The organism is Corynebacterium sp. HMSC06G04, from assembly GCF_001807365.1.
GTDB classification, from domain to species: domain Bacteria; phylum Actinomycetota; class Actinomycetes; order Mycobacteriales; family Mycobacteriaceae; genus Corynebacterium; species Corynebacterium simulans.
This window is the reverse complement of record NZ_KV788618.1, coordinates 1-15,463: the sequence shown is the minus strand read 5'-3', so window position 1 is coordinate 15,463 and position 15,463 is coordinate 1. Positions and strand designations below refer to the sequence as shown.

The 15,463-nt window shown below is 56.9% G+C and carries 16 protein-coding genes and 1 tRNA gene; 5 read left to right on the top strand and 12 right to left on the bottom strand.

The window, feature by feature from the left end:
* The first annotated feature begins 285 nt into the window (after positions 1-285).
* Positions 286-1,002, top strand: a complete 717-nt coding sequence (locus HMPREF3158_RS07930) for a FadR/GntR family transcriptional regulator (protein ID WP_062037402.1) — start codon at positions 286-288, stop codon at positions 1,000-1,002.
* 115 nt (positions 1,003-1,117) lie between these two features.
* On the opposite strand, the gene nrdE is transcribed toward HMPREF3158_RS07930, so the two are convergent.
* From nrdE to HMPREF3158_RS07905, 5 genes are all read right to left on the bottom strand, one after another.
* Positions 1,118-3,280: a class 1b ribonucleoside-diphosphate reductase subunit alpha gene (gene nrdE / locus HMPREF3158_RS07925; RefSeq protein WP_070497998.1), complete on the bottom strand. Its 2,163-nt coding sequence runs from the start codon at positions 3,278-3,280 to the stop codon at positions 1,118-1,120.
* 114 nt (positions 3,281-3,394) lie between these two features.
* Positions 3,395-3,826: a class Ib ribonucleoside-diphosphate reductase assembly flavoprotein NrdI gene (gene nrdI, locus HMPREF3158_RS07920; protein WP_062037394.1), complete on the bottom strand. Its 432-nt coding sequence runs from the start codon at positions 3,824-3,826 to the stop codon at positions 3,395-3,397.
* Between the two features lie 20 nt (positions 3,827-3,846).
* Positions 3,847-4,086, bottom strand: coding sequence for a glutaredoxin-like protein NrdH (nrdH, locus tag HMPREF3158_RS07915; RefSeq protein WP_061924430.1), 240 nt, complete (start codon positions 4,084-4,086; stop codon positions 3,847-3,849).
* Positions 4,087-4,529: 443 nt separating this feature from the next.
* On the bottom strand, positions 4,530-4,652 hold the full coding sequence (ykgO, locus tag HMPREF3158_RS07910; protein ID WP_003847162.1) for a type B 50S ribosomal protein L36: 123 nt from the start codon (positions 4,650-4,652) through the stop codon (positions 4,530-4,532).
* A gap of 126 nt (positions 4,653-4,778) precedes the next feature.
* On the bottom strand, positions 4,779-6,149 hold the full coding sequence (locus HMPREF3158_RS07905) for a sugar porter family MFS transporter (protein WP_062039351.1): 1,371 nt from the start codon (positions 6,147-6,149) through the stop codon (positions 4,779-4,781).
* Here HMPREF3158_RS07905 and nadE point away from each other — a divergent pair.
* A complete protein-coding gene (nadE, locus tag HMPREF3158_RS07900) occupies positions 6,148-6,972 on the top strand; it encodes an ammonia-dependent NAD(+) synthetase (protein WP_062037391.1) in 825 nt (274 codons plus the stop codon). The genes HMPREF3158_RS07905 and nadE overlap by 2 nt on opposite strands.
* 27 nt (positions 6,973-6,999) lie before the next feature.
* On the opposite strand, the gene HMPREF3158_RS07895 is transcribed toward nadE, so the two are convergent.
* The 5 genes from HMPREF3158_RS07895 to pgm form a co-directional block, all read right to left on the bottom strand.
* Positions 7,000-7,734 (bottom strand): fructosamine kinase family protein, encoded by a 735-nt coding sequence (locus tag HMPREF3158_RS07895; protein WP_062037387.1) that lies wholly within the window; start codon positions 7,732-7,734, stop codon positions 7,000-7,002.
* A 74-nt stretch (positions 7,735-7,808) separates the two neighbouring features.
* Positions 7,809-7,881, bottom strand: a tRNA-Ala gene (locus HMPREF3158_RS07890).
* 141 nt (positions 7,882-8,022) lie between these two features.
* Positions 8,023-8,799: a DsbA family protein gene (locus HMPREF3158_RS07885; RefSeq protein ID WP_070497994.1), complete on the bottom strand. Its 777-nt coding sequence runs from the start codon at positions 8,797-8,799 to the stop codon at positions 8,023-8,025.
* A gap of 29 nt (positions 8,800-8,828) precedes the next feature.
* Positions 8,829-9,293 carry a MauE/DoxX family redox-associated membrane protein gene (locus tag HMPREF3158_RS07880; protein ID WP_062037380.1) on the bottom strand — a complete coding sequence of 155 codons (465 nt, stop codon included), beginning with the start codon at positions 9,291-9,293 and terminating at the stop codon, positions 8,829-8,831.
* Between the two features lie 16 nt (positions 9,294-9,309).
* Complete coding sequence (pgm, locus tag HMPREF3158_RS07875) at positions 9,310-10,926, bottom strand: phosphoglucomutase (alpha-D-glucose-1,6-bisphosphate-dependent) (RefSeq protein WP_062037377.1); 1,617 nt, start codon at positions 10,924-10,926, stop codon at positions 9,310-9,312.
* A 172-nt stretch (positions 10,927-11,098) separates the two neighbouring features.
* Here pgm and HMPREF3158_RS12970 point away from each other — a divergent pair, with 172 nt between their 5' ends.
* Genes HMPREF3158_RS12970 through HMPREF3158_RS07865 form a run of 3 tightly spaced genes read left to right on the top strand, consistent with a single transcriptional unit; the run spans position 11,099 to position 11,941 of the window.
* Positions 11,099-11,257, top strand: coding sequence for a hypothetical protein (locus HMPREF3158_RS12970; RefSeq protein WP_158510270.1), 159 nt, complete (start codon positions 11,099-11,101; stop codon positions 11,255-11,257).
* 10 nt (positions 11,258-11,267) lie between these two features.
* Positions 11,268-11,576, top strand: coding sequence for a fluoride efflux transporter family protein (locus tag HMPREF3158_RS07870; protein ID WP_062037374.1), 309 nt, complete (start codon positions 11,268-11,270; stop codon positions 11,574-11,576).
* Positions 11,573-11,941 (top strand): fluoride efflux transporter FluC, encoded by a 369-nt coding sequence (locus HMPREF3158_RS07865; RefSeq protein WP_082787668.1) that lies wholly within the window; start codon positions 11,573-11,575, stop codon positions 11,939-11,941. Before HMPREF3158_RS07870 ends, HMPREF3158_RS07865 begins: the two co-directional genes overlap by 4 nt.
* Here HMPREF3158_RS07865 and HMPREF3158_RS07860 read toward each other — a convergent pair.
* Positions 11,938-14,481, bottom strand: a complete 2,544-nt coding sequence (locus tag HMPREF3158_RS07860; protein ID WP_062037369.1) for an ABC transporter permease — start codon at positions 14,479-14,481, stop codon at positions 11,938-11,940. The two genes, HMPREF3158_RS07865 and HMPREF3158_RS07860, sit on opposite strands and share 4 nt — an antisense overlap.
* Positions 14,481-15,218: an ABC transporter ATP-binding protein gene (locus HMPREF3158_RS07855; protein WP_062037365.1), complete on the bottom strand. Its 738-nt coding sequence runs from the start codon at positions 15,216-15,218 to the stop codon at positions 14,481-14,483. Before HMPREF3158_RS07855 ends, HMPREF3158_RS07860 begins: the two co-directional genes overlap by 1 nt.
* Positions 15,219-15,463 lie beyond the last annotated feature (245 nt).

The following is a 15,463-nucleotide window of genomic DNA, read 5'->3' as shown; positions in this document are numbered from 1 at the left end:
CGGCGGTCTCAAATGCGGCCTAAACGTGGTCTCAAGGGCGGAATCAAAGGCTGCCTAATCTGGGCCTTAGAAAAGCCGGGAAATACAACTTTGGAGCGCACCCCGAAAGTTTAGAGGTTGAACGCAATTCAAAAACTATTGCACGCATTGAAAGCGATCGATTCGGCAATCGCTTAAGATGTATTTACGTTTCAAGATTGGCTTATGAATGCCGGAAATTATTCTCTTTCCGCTTTGCCTCGTGCACTCTCAAACTGCGGTCTCACAAAAGGAGGATCCCCTACAGTGACCAGCACCAGCGAGTCTCCTACTCCCCTGCTCAATACGGTTCTAGACGAAATCGGCGCAGAAATAGTAAGCGGCGCCATTGAAACCGGCCAGCGCTTCACCTTGCAGGATATCTGCGTTCGTTTCGACATTTCGCGCACCGTTGCCCGCGAGGCTATGCGCGCTCTGGAGCAGCTAGGCATGGTTTCTTCCTCACGGCGCGTCGGTATTACGGTTCTGCCGTTGAGCGAGTGGTCCGTATTCGATCAATCGATTATTAACTGGCGCCTAGCTTGCGAGGCTTCCCAGAAAAAGCAGCTCAATTCTCTCAATCAGCTCCGCCTTGCCATCGAACCGATCGCCGCAAGGATGGCCGCCACGGAATCAACAGAAGAGGAAAGAGAAGAGATCCTGGAGCTCGCAGAGCGTCTCCACGAGTTGGAGATGAAGCCTTCCCGCCGAGTTGGCGAAGAGCTAGCTACGGATCTGCGCTTCCACAGTATGGTGCTGCACGCTTCGGGCAACGAGATGTTCGCGGCACTTACCCCTTCCCTACTCTCAATGCTCAAAGGAAAGTCAGTTTTCGGTTCGGAAAAGCGCAACCCCATCGCCGGCACCGCGCACTTGCATCAAGAGTTGGCACGCGCCATCGCGGAGCAACGCCCAGACGAGGCGGAGACTATCGCGCGCTCCATCCTGGACGAGGCCCGCGCAAGCGCCGGAGCGAAGGCTTAAAAGGCTCCTTTGCGACAAGCAAGGGGAAAGAAGCAAACAAGCAAAGCGAAAAGAGCGAAACAAGCAAAAGAACTAAAGTAGAGTCCTCACCCGTTAAGGTGAGGACTCTTTACCGTTAGAGCATGCAGGAAACGCAGCCTTCGACTTCGGTTCCTTCAAGCGCCATCTGACGCAGGCGGATGTAATACAAGGTCTTGATGCCCTTGCGCCATGCGTAAATCTGCGCCCTGTTGATATCGCGGGTGGTGGCAGTGTCCTTGAAGAACAAGGTCAGCGACAAGCCCTGATCCACGTACTTGGTGGCGGCAGCGTAGGTATCGATGATCTTTTCGTAGCCAATCTCGTAGGAGTCCTTGAAGTACTCCAGATTGTCGTTGTCCATGTGCGGCGCCGGGTAGTAGACGCGGCCGATCTTGCCTTCCTTACGGATTTCGATCTTCGACGCAATTGGGTGAATCGAAGAGGTCGAGTTGTTGATGTAAGAAATGGAGCCTGTCGGCGGCACTGCCTGTAGGTTGCGGTTGTAGAGGCCATGCTTGGCGACGTCCGCCTTCAGCGCAGCCCAGTCTTCCGCAGTTGGGGTGTGGATAGACGAGGCGTCGAAAAGCTCCTGCACACGTGCAGTACGTGGGGCAAACTCGGCTGGGTCATAACGATCGAAGAACTCACCGGAGGCGTACTCAGACTGCGGGAACTCGGAGAAGTACTCGCCGCGCTCGCGGGCAATCTTGTTGGAAGCGCGCAGAGCAGCGTAGAGAACCGCGGCGAAGTAGGCGTTGGTGAAGTCCAGTGCTTCCTCGGAGCCGTACTCGATGTGCTCGCGCCCTAGGAAACCGTGGAGGTTCATCTGGCCAAGGCCGATGGCGTGAGAATCATCGTTGCCCTTGCGCACGGAAGGTACGGAGTTGATAGCGGTCTTATCAGCCACTGCGGTTAGACCACGGATGGCGGTCTCGACGGTCAGAGCGAAGTCTGGGGAATCCATGGTGGTGGCGATATTCAGCGAACCGAGGTTGCAGGAGATATCGGAGCCCATGGTCTCGTAGCTGAGATCGTCGGCAAATACGGACGGAGAGTTGACCTGCAGGATTTCCGAGCAGAGGTTGGACATGTTGATGCGACCGGTCTTGACCGGGTTCGCGTTATTCACGGTGTCCTCGAACATGATGTACGGGTAACCGGATTCGAACTGCAGCTCGGCGATGGTCTGGAAGAAGTGACGAGCATTGACCTTCTTCTTGCGGATGCGTGGGTCCTCGACCATCTCTTCGTAGTGCTCGGTGATGGAGATGTCACCGAAGGCCTTGCCGTAGACGCGCTCAACGTCGTATGGCGAGAACAGGTACATGTCGTCATTATTCTTGGCCAGCTCGAAGGTGATATCAGGGATGACAACGCCCAGAGAGAGAGTCTTGATACGAATCTTCTCGTCAGCATTCTCACGCTTAGTGTCGAGGAAGTTCATGATGTCCGGGTGGTGTGCGTTGAGGTAAACAGCACCTGCGCCCTGACGCGCACCCAACTGGTTTGCGTAGGAGAAGGAATCCTCCAACAGCTTCATGACTGGGATAACGCCGGAGGACTGGCTCTCGATGTGCTTGATCGGAGCGCCGGCCTCGCGGATGTTGGACAGTAAGAGTGCCACGCCGCCGCCGCGCTTGGAAAGCTGCAGCGCAGAGTTAATGGAACGGCCGATGGACTCCATGTTGTCCTCGATACGCAGGAGGAAGCAGGAAACGAGCTCGCCGCGCTGCGCCTTGCCAGCGTTGAGGAAGGTCGGGGTTGCCGGCTGGAAGCGGCCGGTCATGATTTCGTCGACTAGGTGCTCAGCGATGGTGGTGTCACCGTCTGCCAAGAACAGAGCAGTCATAGAAACGCGGTCCTCGAAGCGCTCGAGGTAACGGCGGCCGTCAAAAGTCTTGAGCGTATAAGAGGTGTAATACTTGTACGCACCCAAGAAGGACTTGAAGCGGAATTTATAGGAATAAGCGCGCTTGAAAAGGGACTTGATGAAGTCAAAGTCGTACTGCTCGAGCAGAGCTGGCTCGTAGTACTTGTTTTCCACCAAGTAACGCATCTTTTCTTCCAAGTCGTGGAAGTAGACCGTGTTCTGGTTGACATGCTGCAGGAAGAACTGGTTGGCAGCCTCGTGGTCCTTATCGAACTGAATCTTGCCCTCTTCGTCGTAAAGGTTCAGCAGGGCATTCAGAGCGTGGTAATCAAGCTGTTCTTCTGGCTTCACGGGTTCGGCTACGGTCTTGCCCAATTGCGTTGTCACGGCTTTTGGAGCCTTCCTTTGCTTGGCAGCGCATGTCTTACGCCGCGGTGAGAAACGGTTTAGAAAAATATGTAAGGTAACTGCGCATTGCACAGTTACCTATTTTTTATAAGTTTAGGCAGCGGCTTCCAGCCCTAGGGCCGTTGCGTTCGCCAGCAGGCCTTCCCTACAAATCTTAACGTCTTCATCGGTACCAAGTAACTCGAAGCGATAAACGTAGGGCACCTTGCACTTGGCGGAGATTACGTCTCCGGCCTTGCCAAAGTCTGCGCCGAAGTTACTGTTTCCGCCGGAGATAACCGCGCGGATGAGGCCGCGGTTGTGCTCATTGTTGAGAAAGCGAATGACTTGCCCCGGAACAGGGCGAGAGTTCTCGCGGCTAATAGAGGCCCCTCCCCCGTAGGTGGGGCAGACAAGAACATAAGGCTCACTCACAATGAGCGGTTCATCATTCTTGCGCAGCGGGATGCGGGCGCTTGGCAGGCCCAGCTTGTCAACGAAACGGCGGGTATTTTCCGTTGCGGAGGAAAAATACACAACCAACATTGCTATAAGCCCTGCCCCGTTTAAGCGGTGGCGCTTAGAGCGGCCAGCTCCTTGATGCGCTCTGGGCGGAAGCCAGACCAGTGCTCACCATTAGCCTCAACGACCGGCGCCTGCACATACCCCAGTGCCATGACGTAGTCACGAGCATCATCATCAAGGGTGACGTCTACAGAGGTGTATTCAAGGCCAGCACGGTCGAGGGCCTTCTTAGTAGCGTTGCACTGGACGCAAGCTGGCTTGGTGTAGAGAGTGATGCTCATGATGAAAGTCCTTTGACGCTAGTTCAAGTTTTTAAGGGTTATCCGGCCTAACTAGGTGCGCCTTTAGCGCTTTATCCAGCCCACCGGAACGACACGAACGACACTATACTTTGTGGCAAAAAGCTGCAACCCATACTACATATAGTAGTTACATTCGTGATATTCCCAGCATGTTATCTACCCAGACCCCACATGTTGACCCGCCCGACGCTCGGCCATGAAATTACACCGATGAGACTCCTGCAAGTTTACCTGCCGGCAACCTAAAGTTGTGACAAAGAACACTATTGTCACCAATTCTTTGCCCACCGATCGTTTTAAAAACACCCGCAACAGGAGATGCGGATCGGGCAGCCAAGGCGACGTCGGCAAGCGTAAAAGAAAAGCACCCGCCTAGAACCGAAGTCCTAGGAGGGTGCTTCTAATCAAGAAAGCCGATGCTTCTAGCCCTGGCGAGCCTTGAAGCGCGGATCCTTCTTGTTGATCACGAAGACCTTACCGTGGCGGCGAATAACCTGGGCGCCCGGCTTCTTCTTCAGCGACCGAAGAGACTTACGAACCTTCATCGGGCGCTCCTTTCGTTATGCGCAAACTTCATGCGGTTGAATACTTTTAAAGCACAGCCATCAAAGTTACGGCCATGACACGAGGAAAAATCTTACCCCACGCGCGCGCCATAACCAAAACACTGATTAATTAGCGTAGCGCTCCTGCATCTCATCGCCTACTTCTTCCAGACTACGGCCCATCGTCTCCGGCACCAACAGCTTGGTATAAGCGATCGCCGCAAAGCCTAAGAAAGCAAAGATCATAAAGGCAACGGGACCAGTCAACCACTCGACCATTGGCAGGAAGAACTGCGCGACCGCCCAGTTGGTTACCCACAGGGAAAGCCCGGCGATACCCATGCCGATGCCGCGGACCTCAGGGGGAACGAGCTCGGAGATGAGCAGCCAGGTGGTCGGCGATACAGCGGCCTGCTGGAAAGCAATGAAAAGGGCCATAAACGCCAGCGACAACAACGCCATAGGTGTTGAGCCCTCGGCAAAGCGGTACGCGATGGAAAGAACGACCAAGGAAATGACGTTTCCGGTCAGGCCGATGCTGAGCAGGCGCTTGCGCCCGATGCGGTCGACGACTTTCAGGCCCAACCAGCAGGCGACTACGGAGACGGTGCCGATGAGGATGGAGGTATACACGGCGTTCGCTGTAGAAATACCCACCTGACTCATCATGGTCGGGGCAAAGTACACGATGGCATTAACGCCGGTTATCTGCTGAGTAAGCCCCATCAGCATGGCAAGCAGCACGGTCACTTGCAGCCAGCGTTCTTCCTTTAGGCGCGCCCATTCGCCGCGTTTTGCGGCTCCGGAAGCTCCCGCCGCCCCAGCGGTTCCGAGCTCGGTTCCAGAGATACCGACGCGCGCGGCAAGCTTCCAGGCCTCGTCGATGCGATGCTTCTTTAGCAGCCAGGCCGGTGTATCAGGCAGGAAGGTCATGCCCACGGCGAGCATGGCGCCAGGAACGGCGGCAAGACCTAGCATCCACCGCCATGAGCCGGTGCCGGCGAGCGCGGAGTTGACCAGGTAGGCCACCAGCTGACCGACAACGATCATCAAGGTATTCAGCGAAACCAGGCGCCCGCGGGCACGCGCTGGGGAAATTTCGGAGATATACATCGGCGAAACAATGGATACTGCGCCTACCGCAACCCCCAGGAAGGTGCGGGCGGCAGCTAGTGCCACAACAGAACCGGCAAGCGCACACCACACCGAACCAGCGACGAATACTGCGCCACCGAGAATCAGGGTCTTGCGGCGGCCGATTGCATCCGCGACGCGGCCGGCAACGAGCGCGCCGACGGCGGCGCCAACTAAGAGCATGGAGGTAACCCAGCCCTCCTGGTTGGCATTCATGTCGAATTCGGGACCGATGAATAGCAGCGCACCGGACATAACGCCGGTGTCGTAGCCAAAGAGGAGGCCACCTAGTGCGGCGACTGCGGCGACGACTTTGACATAGGTTTTAATTCTCACTCGTTCATCCTTGCAGCCCGCTACCATGGGCGTCATGTCGCAAACTGGACTTCCGTTGCAAGAAAGCATCATAAAAGCCCTGGGTGTTAAACCCTTAATCGATCCAGAACAAGAAGTGGAATCGCGCGTTAACTTCCTTGCGGATTATCTGCGCAACACTGGCGCCAAAGGTTTCGTCCTGGGCATTTCAGGCGGGCAAGATTCCACCCTCGCCGGCCGCTTGGCACAAATGGCGGTGGAGAAGGTGGAAGGCACGCAGTTCTGGGCTGTACGTCTGCCGCACGGCGTGCAGGTCGATGAAGCGGACGCACAGATTGCCCTTGATTTCATCCAGCCGGATCATCGTCTAACGGTGGATATTGCCCCAGCCACGCAGGGCATTGACGACGCCGTGGCGAAGAGCCTGGACAAGCCGGGCTTAGGGGATTTCAACCGCGGAAACGTCAAGGCCCGTCTGCGCATGACAGCACAGTACGCCATCGCCGGTGAGGTCGGCGCGCTGGTCATCGGCACCGATCACGCTGCTGAGAACCTCGCGGCCTTCTTCACCAAGTGGGGCGATGGTGCGGCCGACCTCGTGCCGCTGGAAGGGCTCAACAAGCGCCAGGGTGCCCAGCTGCTGCGCCACCTGGGTGCGCCGGAGTCGACGTGGAAGAAAATCCCCACGGCAGATTTAGAGGAAGACCGCCCGCAGCTGCCCGACGAGGAAGCTCTCGGGGTAAGTTACGCTCATATCGATGACTACCTTGAGGGCAAAGAGGTCCCGGACTCTGCCCGTACCCGTATCGAAGAGCTCTGGCATCGCGGCGCGCACAAGCGCATCATGCCGCCGGGCCCGCACTCCCTATAAACGCGCACTGGGTTTAACTCGGCCTGCCTACCCTTCTAAAAGCTCCAGGGCGGCATGCGCGGCGTCGCCAAGCGCGCGATGATAGGCCACGCCATGGGTCAGCGCGTGTACCGCAAGGGGATGTAGCTGATGGAGCGGGAACCAACGCTTTTCATCGGGCGCCAGCCCATATCCGCGGTAGATATCGTCCAGGTAGGGCACGCCAAAAAGATCAAGCATGGCCAGATCTGTCAGCGGGTGCCCGCCGTGGGCGGCCGGGTCAATCATGACCGCGCTATCGGCAGTAAAAAGCACGTTGCCAGCCCATAAATCGCCATGGATGCGCGCGGGACACCCATCCCAATGCCGCTTTAGCACCGCATCGCAGGTGCGCTTGACGACGTCCCGGTAGCCCTCATCCAGCGCACCATTAGCCTCCACGAAGGGCAGCACCCGCTGGTGCACATAAAAATCGCCCCAGTGCTCGACCGGCCGGCATTCCTGCTCAACACGGCCAATATAATTGCGGCCCGTCCACCCCTCCGGGGCCGCACCGAAAGCATCCGCACCAGAAGCGTGCACCTCCCGCAGCGCCCGCCCGAAAGCCTGCGCGGCATTAGCCGTCGGCCGCGCCTCGGCAACGCGACGGGTGCTAATCGAGCGCTCCCCCACCCCTACTACCTCAACAACAACGTCAGACCGCGCCTGCGCCAGCCACCGCAGCCCCGCTGCCTCGGCGCCAGCTTGGTCGGCAGTGCGAACGCGCTTATTAAAAGTCTCCATACCAACCACGGTACGCGTTACTGACACGCGAAAACACAAGAAGGGCCGCCACAAAAAGTGACGGCCCTCATCTGTGGAGCTAACGGGATTCGAACCCGTGACCCCCACACTGCCAGTGTGATGCGCTACCAGCTGCGCCATAGCCCCATTCCTAACGCGAAGCACTCGCGCTAGCAACTGAGATAAAGGTACCAAAGGCCATCGAGCTAAACCAAATCGCCTGTTGGACAGCAAAATGGGCAGCCGGAACGGGCTGCCCATTGAATTCTGGTTAAGTATCAGGCTGTCTTACTTAACAACCTGCTCAACGAAGTTCCACTGAGACACCGGCGTACCCTTAGGAGGATCGATATCCTTGCCGTTCTTCAGTACACGCGGCGAAGACACAGAACCAGTCGTATCCTTCAGCTTCTTGGCGTTAGCGCGACCATTTTCGTTGCCGGCATCCACGTTGGTGTTCTTGACCTTCTTGGTAACATCGTCGTCCGCACCAAAGCCCTTTGCCGCTTCTGCAAAGTCGTCAAAGTCCCAGGAGCCGACAGACTGCTGGTTCTCAAGAAGGTAGGCGCGCATATTCCAGTAGGTTTTCGCATCACCGGAGCGAGCAATAATGTCCATCACGGATGCAGCCTTCGAGGAATGTCCCTCGAGCTTGATGCTTTCATCAGACATGAACTTCTCAAGGTCGACACCGCGCAGATCCAAGAAGTTCAACGTATGAATGTTGACCACGAGCTCGCCGTTTTCTACGGCTTCCTTCATCGGCTTGTCGCTACCTTCAGCGAGCTCAGCGCAGTGAGGGCAAGAAAAGTCCTCGTAGAGGTCTACTTCTGGGGTGCTTTCCTTGGTCTTTGCGCTCTTCAACGTCACAACTCCGTTGTCATCAACAGAGGTTTCCATGGTGACGTCGACTGCGTTTTCTGCAATCTTGTCGGACTTTGCGTCCTTGCCGCTGATAACGATGTATCCAATAACGACGGCCGCGATAACGAGCAGAACTCCAACTGCCCAGATAAAGCCCGAGTTACCCTTGCTATTCGGGTTAGTTACTTTTGCCACTGGCATTCTCCTTTTAAATGGCTTGTTCTAAGAGTCTAAGGGTGCAACGCAAATTTGTTGAACGGACGCTTAATCGTCCACACCGTCAAGATGAGGTAGAACGTATCACGAGCAAGAGTCTGCATATAGTTCATCACTTGCGCATCTTCGTCAGGATTGACTGTGAAGCATCCGCAATCAATTCCCAAACCGCGGCCCCAAGCTTGCCCGATGCCGATCATGAACAGCAAAAGAACAAAAGTGGCAACCTTAGAGGACGGACGCAAGAAAAGACCTAGAAGCAGCAGGACGCCACCACAGATTTCCAATGGGGCGATTAGATGCGCAAGATATTCAGACCACTCGGGTGTGAAGATTTCATAAGCACTAATAGATTGGGTTACTGAAAGATTTTCACCCAACTTGGCGTAACCGGCTTTAATCCAGATATAAGCCATGTAGAAGCGAGCGAACGCACTGATGACGTCCAGGATCAGCTTCTTGTCGATTTTCTTAGTCACCCGAGATAGTTTAGCCCTAAACTTCTAGTACTTGGGTAACAAGTGCCTGTGCTTCTTCTTGCACTTTCCTGAGATGTCCCTCACCCAGGAAAGACTCCGCGTAAATCTTGTATTTATCTTCCGTGCCGGATGGGCGCGCGGCAAACCAAGCATTGCGGGTTGTCACCTTAAGGCCACCGATGGCAGCCCCATTTCCGGGCGCCTCGGTGAGCTTAGCGGTGATTTCCTCGCCGGCTAGCTCTGTGGCCTCTACCTGCTGCGGGGAAAGCTTTTTCAGGATGGCTTTTTGCGCGCGGTCAGCGGGTGCATCGGTGCGCGCATAAGCTGGGGCGCCGAATTCTTCAGCCAGCTCCGCGTAGCGCTGCGACGGGCTCTTGCCGGTTACCGCAGTGATTTCAGCAGCGAGCAAATCCATGATGATGCCATCTTTATCGGTAGACCACACGGAGCCATCGAAACGCAGGAAGGAAGCACCAGCAGATTCCTCCCCGCCGAAGCCGATGCTGCCATCTAGAAGGCCAGGCACAAACCACTTGAAGCCGACAGGCACCTCAACCAGCTCGCGCCCGAGCTTGGCGACGACACGGTCCACCATGGAGGAAGAAACCAACGTCTTGCCCACGCCAGCATTGCCCCACTGTGGGCGGTGACTAAACAGGTAGTCAATGGCCACTGCGAGGTAGTGGTTTGGATTCATCAGCCCGGCATCCGGGGTGACGATGCCATGGCGGTCCGCATCCGCGTCGTTGCCGGTGGCCAGGTCGAACTTTTCGCGGTTTGCGATGAGCGAGGCCATAGCGTTCGGCGAGGAGCAATCCATGCGAATCAAGCCATCGGTATCGAGCGTCATGAAGCGGAAGGTTCCATCCACCGCCGGATTTACCACCGTAAGGTCCAGATCGTAATGCTCGGCAATGGCCGCCCAATAGTCCACCGAGGCACCGCCCATCGGGTCAGCGCCGATGCGCAGGCCGGCCTTCTTGATGGCATCCATGTCCACGACGTTTCGCAGATCGGCCACGTAAGAATCGACGTAATTGTGCTTTACGCAGCGCTCGTCCAACACGCCGGAAACGTTTACACGGGCAACACCGGCAAGACCTTCTCGCAGATAGTCATTGGCGCGCGCCGCAATCCAATCCGTGGCAACAGTATCGGCGGGCCCGCCCGTTGGTGGGTTGTACTTGAAGCCGCCATCGCGTGGCGGGTTATGCGAAGGCGTAATGACGATGCCGTCAGTACCCGGGTGCGTCAGGATGGCATGCGAGATAGCAGGGGTCGGGGTGTAGCGGCCACGGTCGTCGACACGCACCTCAACCTCATTTGCAAGCAGGACCTCCAGTGCAGAGACCATGGCTGGCTCCGAAAGCGCATGGGTATCGCGGCCGACAAAGATTGCGCCCCGGGTGCCCTGCTCTTTACGGTAATCCACGATGGCCTGGGTAATCGCCAGAATGTGCTGTTCATTGAAAGCAGCGTCCAAGGCCGAACCGCGGTGACCAGAGGTACCGAAGACCACCTGCTGATCCGGGTTTTCTACATCGGGAACACGGGTGTAGTAGGCGGTGACAAGTTCCGCGATATCGATGAGGTCACTTGGTTGCGCAAGCTGGCCAGCTCGTTCATGTGCCATGGACTGCTCCTTATAGGGGGATATAAAAGCGTGATAAAGGTGTGGCCTAAGCTTGCCAAGCCACGTGGAGTTTTGCAGGACTTTTAACCCCCACAAGGGGGAAAATGTGAACCAGATCCACAAATCCCCTCGTTTATTTTCTGTCACGTAGTAGTTTTTCAGCATGGAATCAGTGACAAATATTCTCGAAAGCATCGCCGGGGTGATTTGGGGTCCATTCGTTCTCATCGCCCGCGAGACCAAGGCCTATTTGAAGTTTGATCCCAAGCTCAACAAGCCAGTTGAGGAAGTTGAGGCGTTCGTCCGTTCCCAGCAGATGGAGTGGAAGTAATATGTAGGCCATGCCTCAAGCACTAGTAGTCGGGTCCGGTGCCGCGTTAGGCGCCGTGGCCCGCTATTTTTTGTCATCCCTGCTGGGCGGAGGACTGATTCCGCTGCTTTTAATAAATATCTTGGGCAGCGCCCTGATGGGTTATTTCAAGCCGGGACCCTTCTGGGGCACGGGCGTACTCGGCGGCTTTACCAGCTTCGCCACGTTCGCTTTCCTAACCGCCTCCGTTACTGCCACGCAGGCTGGCTGCTACGTGCTGGCAACAGTGGTTGGTTGCGTTATGGCCTATCTCCTGGGTGACAAGGTAGGCGCCAAGTGATTGTTCTCTACATCCTCTCCGGCGCCTTCCTCGGCGGCATGGCCCGCTACGGTTTCACCAAGGTACTGCCCTCTCCGGTTAGCACCTTCGCCGCAAATATGTGTGGCGCGCTCGCTATCGGTTTGGCCTACGGCTTTATTGAGCAAGTAAGCGGCGCGCTTAGCGAGGTCCTCTATCCCCTAGCCATCGTCGGATTCGCCGGCGGGCTTTCCACGTGGTCGACCCTTGCCAAGGAGCTCGGAGAAATGCTTAAAGAAAAGAGGTACTGGAAGTGTATCCAGTACCTCTTCTTCACCCTCGCGCTGGGCATCGTTCTAGCTTGGCGCGGGGCGATGTGGGCTCCGATTATCTATCAGAACTTCTAGTCCGCGATTGCATCCAAAGGCGGAGTCTTGGATGCACCATGTGCTGGCCATAGCGCGGCCAGCACGCCAACCACGGCAGAGCCTGCCAGCAAGATGGTCAGCATGCCCCACGGAATAACGGCGCCACCAAGCCCCTCTTCGGACAGTACCTTGATAAAGGCCCAGCCCAGGCCCAGGCCCAGAATCATGCCCACCACTGCGCCGAATACTGCAATCTGGACGGACTCCAGGGTGATCATCGTGCGGATCTGACGGCGCTGGGTACCAACGGCGCGCAGCATGCCAATTTCCTGACGGCGTTCGATAACGCCCAGGGTCAGCGTATTGACGATGCCAAGCACCGCGATGATGACCGCAAGCGCCAACAGCGCGTAGAGAATGGTCAGCATCTGGTTAATCATGCTTGCGGCCTCGCCGGCGTATTCTTCACCGGAAGCCACCTGCACCACCACGAGGTCCTTGACAGATTCCTCCAGGTTGGTGCGCAGTTGCTCCAAGTCGACGCCCTCTGCCGCATTGACTCCAACCATCGCTACGGTCAGGGCGTCGCCAGGCAGTAGCTTCTCGACGTCCTTTTGGGAAACCGCCAGCTTGGGCAGCATCTGGAAGTCCTCGTAAATGCCCTTCAGCTCGACCTTTGTAGTCTTACCCGGAACCATGCCAGAAAGCTCGTAGCTCTCGCCGACCTTCCAGCCTTGCTCGCCTGCGGTGGTGGCATCGGCGATGAAACCGCCCTCGGCGATGTCGCTATCGCCTTCCACCATATTGAGCATGAAGATGTTTTGTGGGTTGGAATCAACCGTCTCCGACATGGTGTATTCAGGGCCATAGTTCAACGAGGCTTGGTCTTCGACCTTCACCGGCGCGGTGCCAACGGTAACGACTTCGCCAGCGCCCTCGGCCTTGGCGGCGCGCTCGCCAGTCTCTACCGGAGTGGGGAAACTGCCCTGAGAAGGCCCGGAGAGCAGGTAATCGGCACTGATGTCCTTCTCCATCGTCTCCGCAACGGAGGACTTCATAGTGGCGCCCAGCATGCCGATGGCAGTCACGAGGGCAACGCCAAGGGTAAGCGCGAAGGCGGTTGCAGCGGTACGGCGCGGGTTGCGCTTGGAGTTGGTAGACGCCAGCTTGCCGATGGCCCCGAAAGGCGCTCCGATAACTCGGCCCAAGGTAGGAACGATGGGTAGTGAAAGTGCGGGGCCTGCGAGGCTGAAGCCGACGAGCAAGTTAAGCGCGCCCAGGCCGACGAGGCCGGCGCGGATGCCAGTCGCGGCGTCGACAAGCACGCCGGCGATGACGAAGATGACGCCCAAGCCCATGAGCAAGCCGCCGACGATCGTGCGCACCTTCAGCGAGCTCGCCGCTGCGGACTCCGTGGTGCGCATGGCCTCAACCGGCTCGACTGCACCCGCACGGCGGGCTGGTGCCCATGCGGAAACCACCGTAACCACGGTGCCCAGAATGATGGGCACGATGACCGCAAGCGGGCTCAATCCGAGGCCGCTATCTGCAGGCATGCCACGGGATGCAAGCACAGCCTTGATGATCGCCACCAGGCCCATGCCGGCGACGACGCCCACCGCGGAGCCCAAAAAGCCCACGATGAAGGACTCAACGACGACCGAGCGGGTAATTTGTCGGCGCGATGCGCCCAGCGCACGCAACAGCGCGAACTCTTTGGTGCGCTGTGCGACGATCATGGAGAAGGTGTTCGCAATGATGAAGGTGCCTACCAACAGCGCGATAAGGCCGAAGGCAATGAGGAAGTAATTGACGAACTTCAGCGCCGAAGAAATAGCATCCGACATTTCCTCTGCAAGCTTTTCGCCGGACTCCGCCTCAACGTCGTAGGTGGCGTTGAGATGATCGACGAGCTGCTCTGGGCTTACACCCTCAGCGGCAGAGACCTTCAGCTGCTGAGAGTTTCCGTAACGTTCAACGAAGGCCTTGTTATCCATCTGCAGGGTAATACTTGGACCTGCATCCACGGCTGGCTTCTCGATGCCGGCGACAGTGACCTCATCACGTTTGTCGGGGTGGACAACGAGCAGCTTTTGGCCAACGGTGACGCCGTACTTTTCTGCTGCGGCATCGTTGATGGTGACCTCGCCAGTGCCTTGGGGCGCCTCGCCCTCTATAATCTCGCCGGGCTCACCTACCGACTCTTCGGCCTTGTAGTAGGGCCTAACGCTCGCCCCACCGCCGGTGGTCTGGAATGCCTCGGCCTTGTCGTTGGCTACGACGACATTTTGGGCACTCTCGATGTTGACCTTGCCAACCTTGTCATCGTTGGCTAGGTCCTGGCGCATCTTCTCATCCAGGTCCGGGCCAGAATCCTTCTTACTGACGGCGGCGTCAACGCCAGTAAAAGCATTGGTAACCGCCGCATCGAAAGTATTCGACAGGGAATTGGTGAACATGAAAGAGCCCGCGATGAAGGCGGTGCCAAGGACCACTGCGAGCAGCGTCAACGCAAGGCGGAGCTTATGGGCGACGATGTTGCGCAAGGAAACCTTGCGCATGGTGGTATTCCTTGCCATTAGCTTTCGATCTCCGCCATGACCTTATGGATGGATTCCATGGTTGGGTTCTGTAGCTCGTTGACAAGCTTGCCGTCGGCCAAGAATACGACGCGATCCGCATAGGAAGCAGCCTTGGCATCGTGGGTGACAATGACGACGGTCTGGTCATCTTGATCTACTGCGGTGCGCAGAATAGCCAAAACCTCCGCGGAAGAATTGGAATCAAGGTTGCCGGTGGGCTCATCGCCGAAGATGATCTCTGGGCGGGATACAAGCGCACGCGCACACGCCACGCGCTGCTGCTGGCCGCCGGAAAGCTCTGCTGGACGGTGGCTCAGGCGCTGTGCCAATCCCAGGCGGGTAGTCACCTCATCGAACCAGGACTTATCTACTTCTTTGCCAGCGATGTTCATTGGCAAGGTAATGTTCTCCGCCGCAGTTAGGGTTGGTACCAAGTTGAAAGACTGGAAGATGAACCCTAGGCGGTCACGGCGCAGTGCGGTGATGGACTTGTCATTTAGCTGCGACATATCCGTGTCACCGATGAAGGCTGAGCCACTAGTAGCTGAATCAAGACCGGCCATGGTGTGCATCAGCGTGGACTTACCTGAGCCCGACGGTCCCATGATGGCAGTAAATTTATTGCGCTCGAAGACCACGTTGACATGGTCCAATGCGGTAACAGCGGTATCGCCTTGTCCGTATTGCTTAAACAGTTCGACGGCGCGCGCCGCTGCCCTCTCCGGTGGACACATGCAGGAAATCTCCTCTGGTTAATGGTGATTTTAAAGCTATCCGTCCTAGTCTAGCTGCCACATTCGACCGACGTATGACTGCTAAGAAGATTCCTATTCTTCTCCAAGGTTCATCAACGCTACGTTGAACTACTCCGCTTTCCCCGCTGCGCGCAGACCGGAGATGCCGGTTAATAGTTTCCGTGCTGAATTAAGCTGCATTCGACCCATTGAAGCCGCTGTAACCGGGCGTTGTGGGCGGGTTG

Coding starts and splice junctions, on each gene's coding strand:
- nrdI (WP_062037394.1), bottom strand. CDS start 3,826: ATGTTGGTTGTGTATTTTTCCTCCGCAACGGAAAATACCCGCCGTTTC.
- nrdH (WP_061924430.1), bottom strand. CDS start 4,086: ATGAGCATCACTCTCTACACCAAGCCAGCTTGCGTCCAGTGCAACGCT.
- ykgO (WP_003847162.1), bottom strand. CDS start 4,652: ATGAAGGTTCGTAAGTCTCTTCGGTCGCTGAAGAAGAAGCCGGGCGCC.
- nadE (WP_062037391.1), top strand. CDS start 6,148: ATGGGCGTCATGTCGCAAACTGGACTTCCGTTGCAAGAAAGCATCATA.
- HMPREF3158_RS07905 (WP_062039351.1), bottom strand. CDS start 6,149: ATGGTAGCGGGCTGCAAGGATGAACGAGTGAGAATTAAAACCTATGTC.
- HMPREF3158_RS07895 (WP_062037387.1), bottom strand. CDS start 7,734: ATGGAGACTTTTAATAAGCGCGTTCGCACTGCCGACCAAGCTGGCGCC.
- HMPREF3158_RS07885 (WP_070497994.1), bottom strand. CDS start 8,799: ATGCCAGTGGCAAAAGTAACTAACCCGAATAGCAAGGGTAACTCGGGC.
- pgm (WP_062037377.1), bottom strand. CDS start 10,926: ATGGCACATGAACGAGCTGGCCAGCTTGCGCAACCAAGTGACCTCATC.
- HMPREF3158_RS07870 (WP_062037374.1), top strand. CDS start 11,268: ATGCCTCAAGCACTAGTAGTCGGGTCCGGTGCCGCGTTAGGCGCCGTG.
- HMPREF3158_RS07860 (WP_062037369.1), bottom strand. CDS start 14,481: ATGGCAAGGAATACCACCATGCGCAAGGTTTCCTTGCGCAACATCGTC.
- HMPREF3158_RS07855 (WP_062037365.1), bottom strand. CDS start 15,218: ATGTGTCCACCGGAGAGGGCAGCGGCGCGCGCCGTCGAACTGTTTAAG.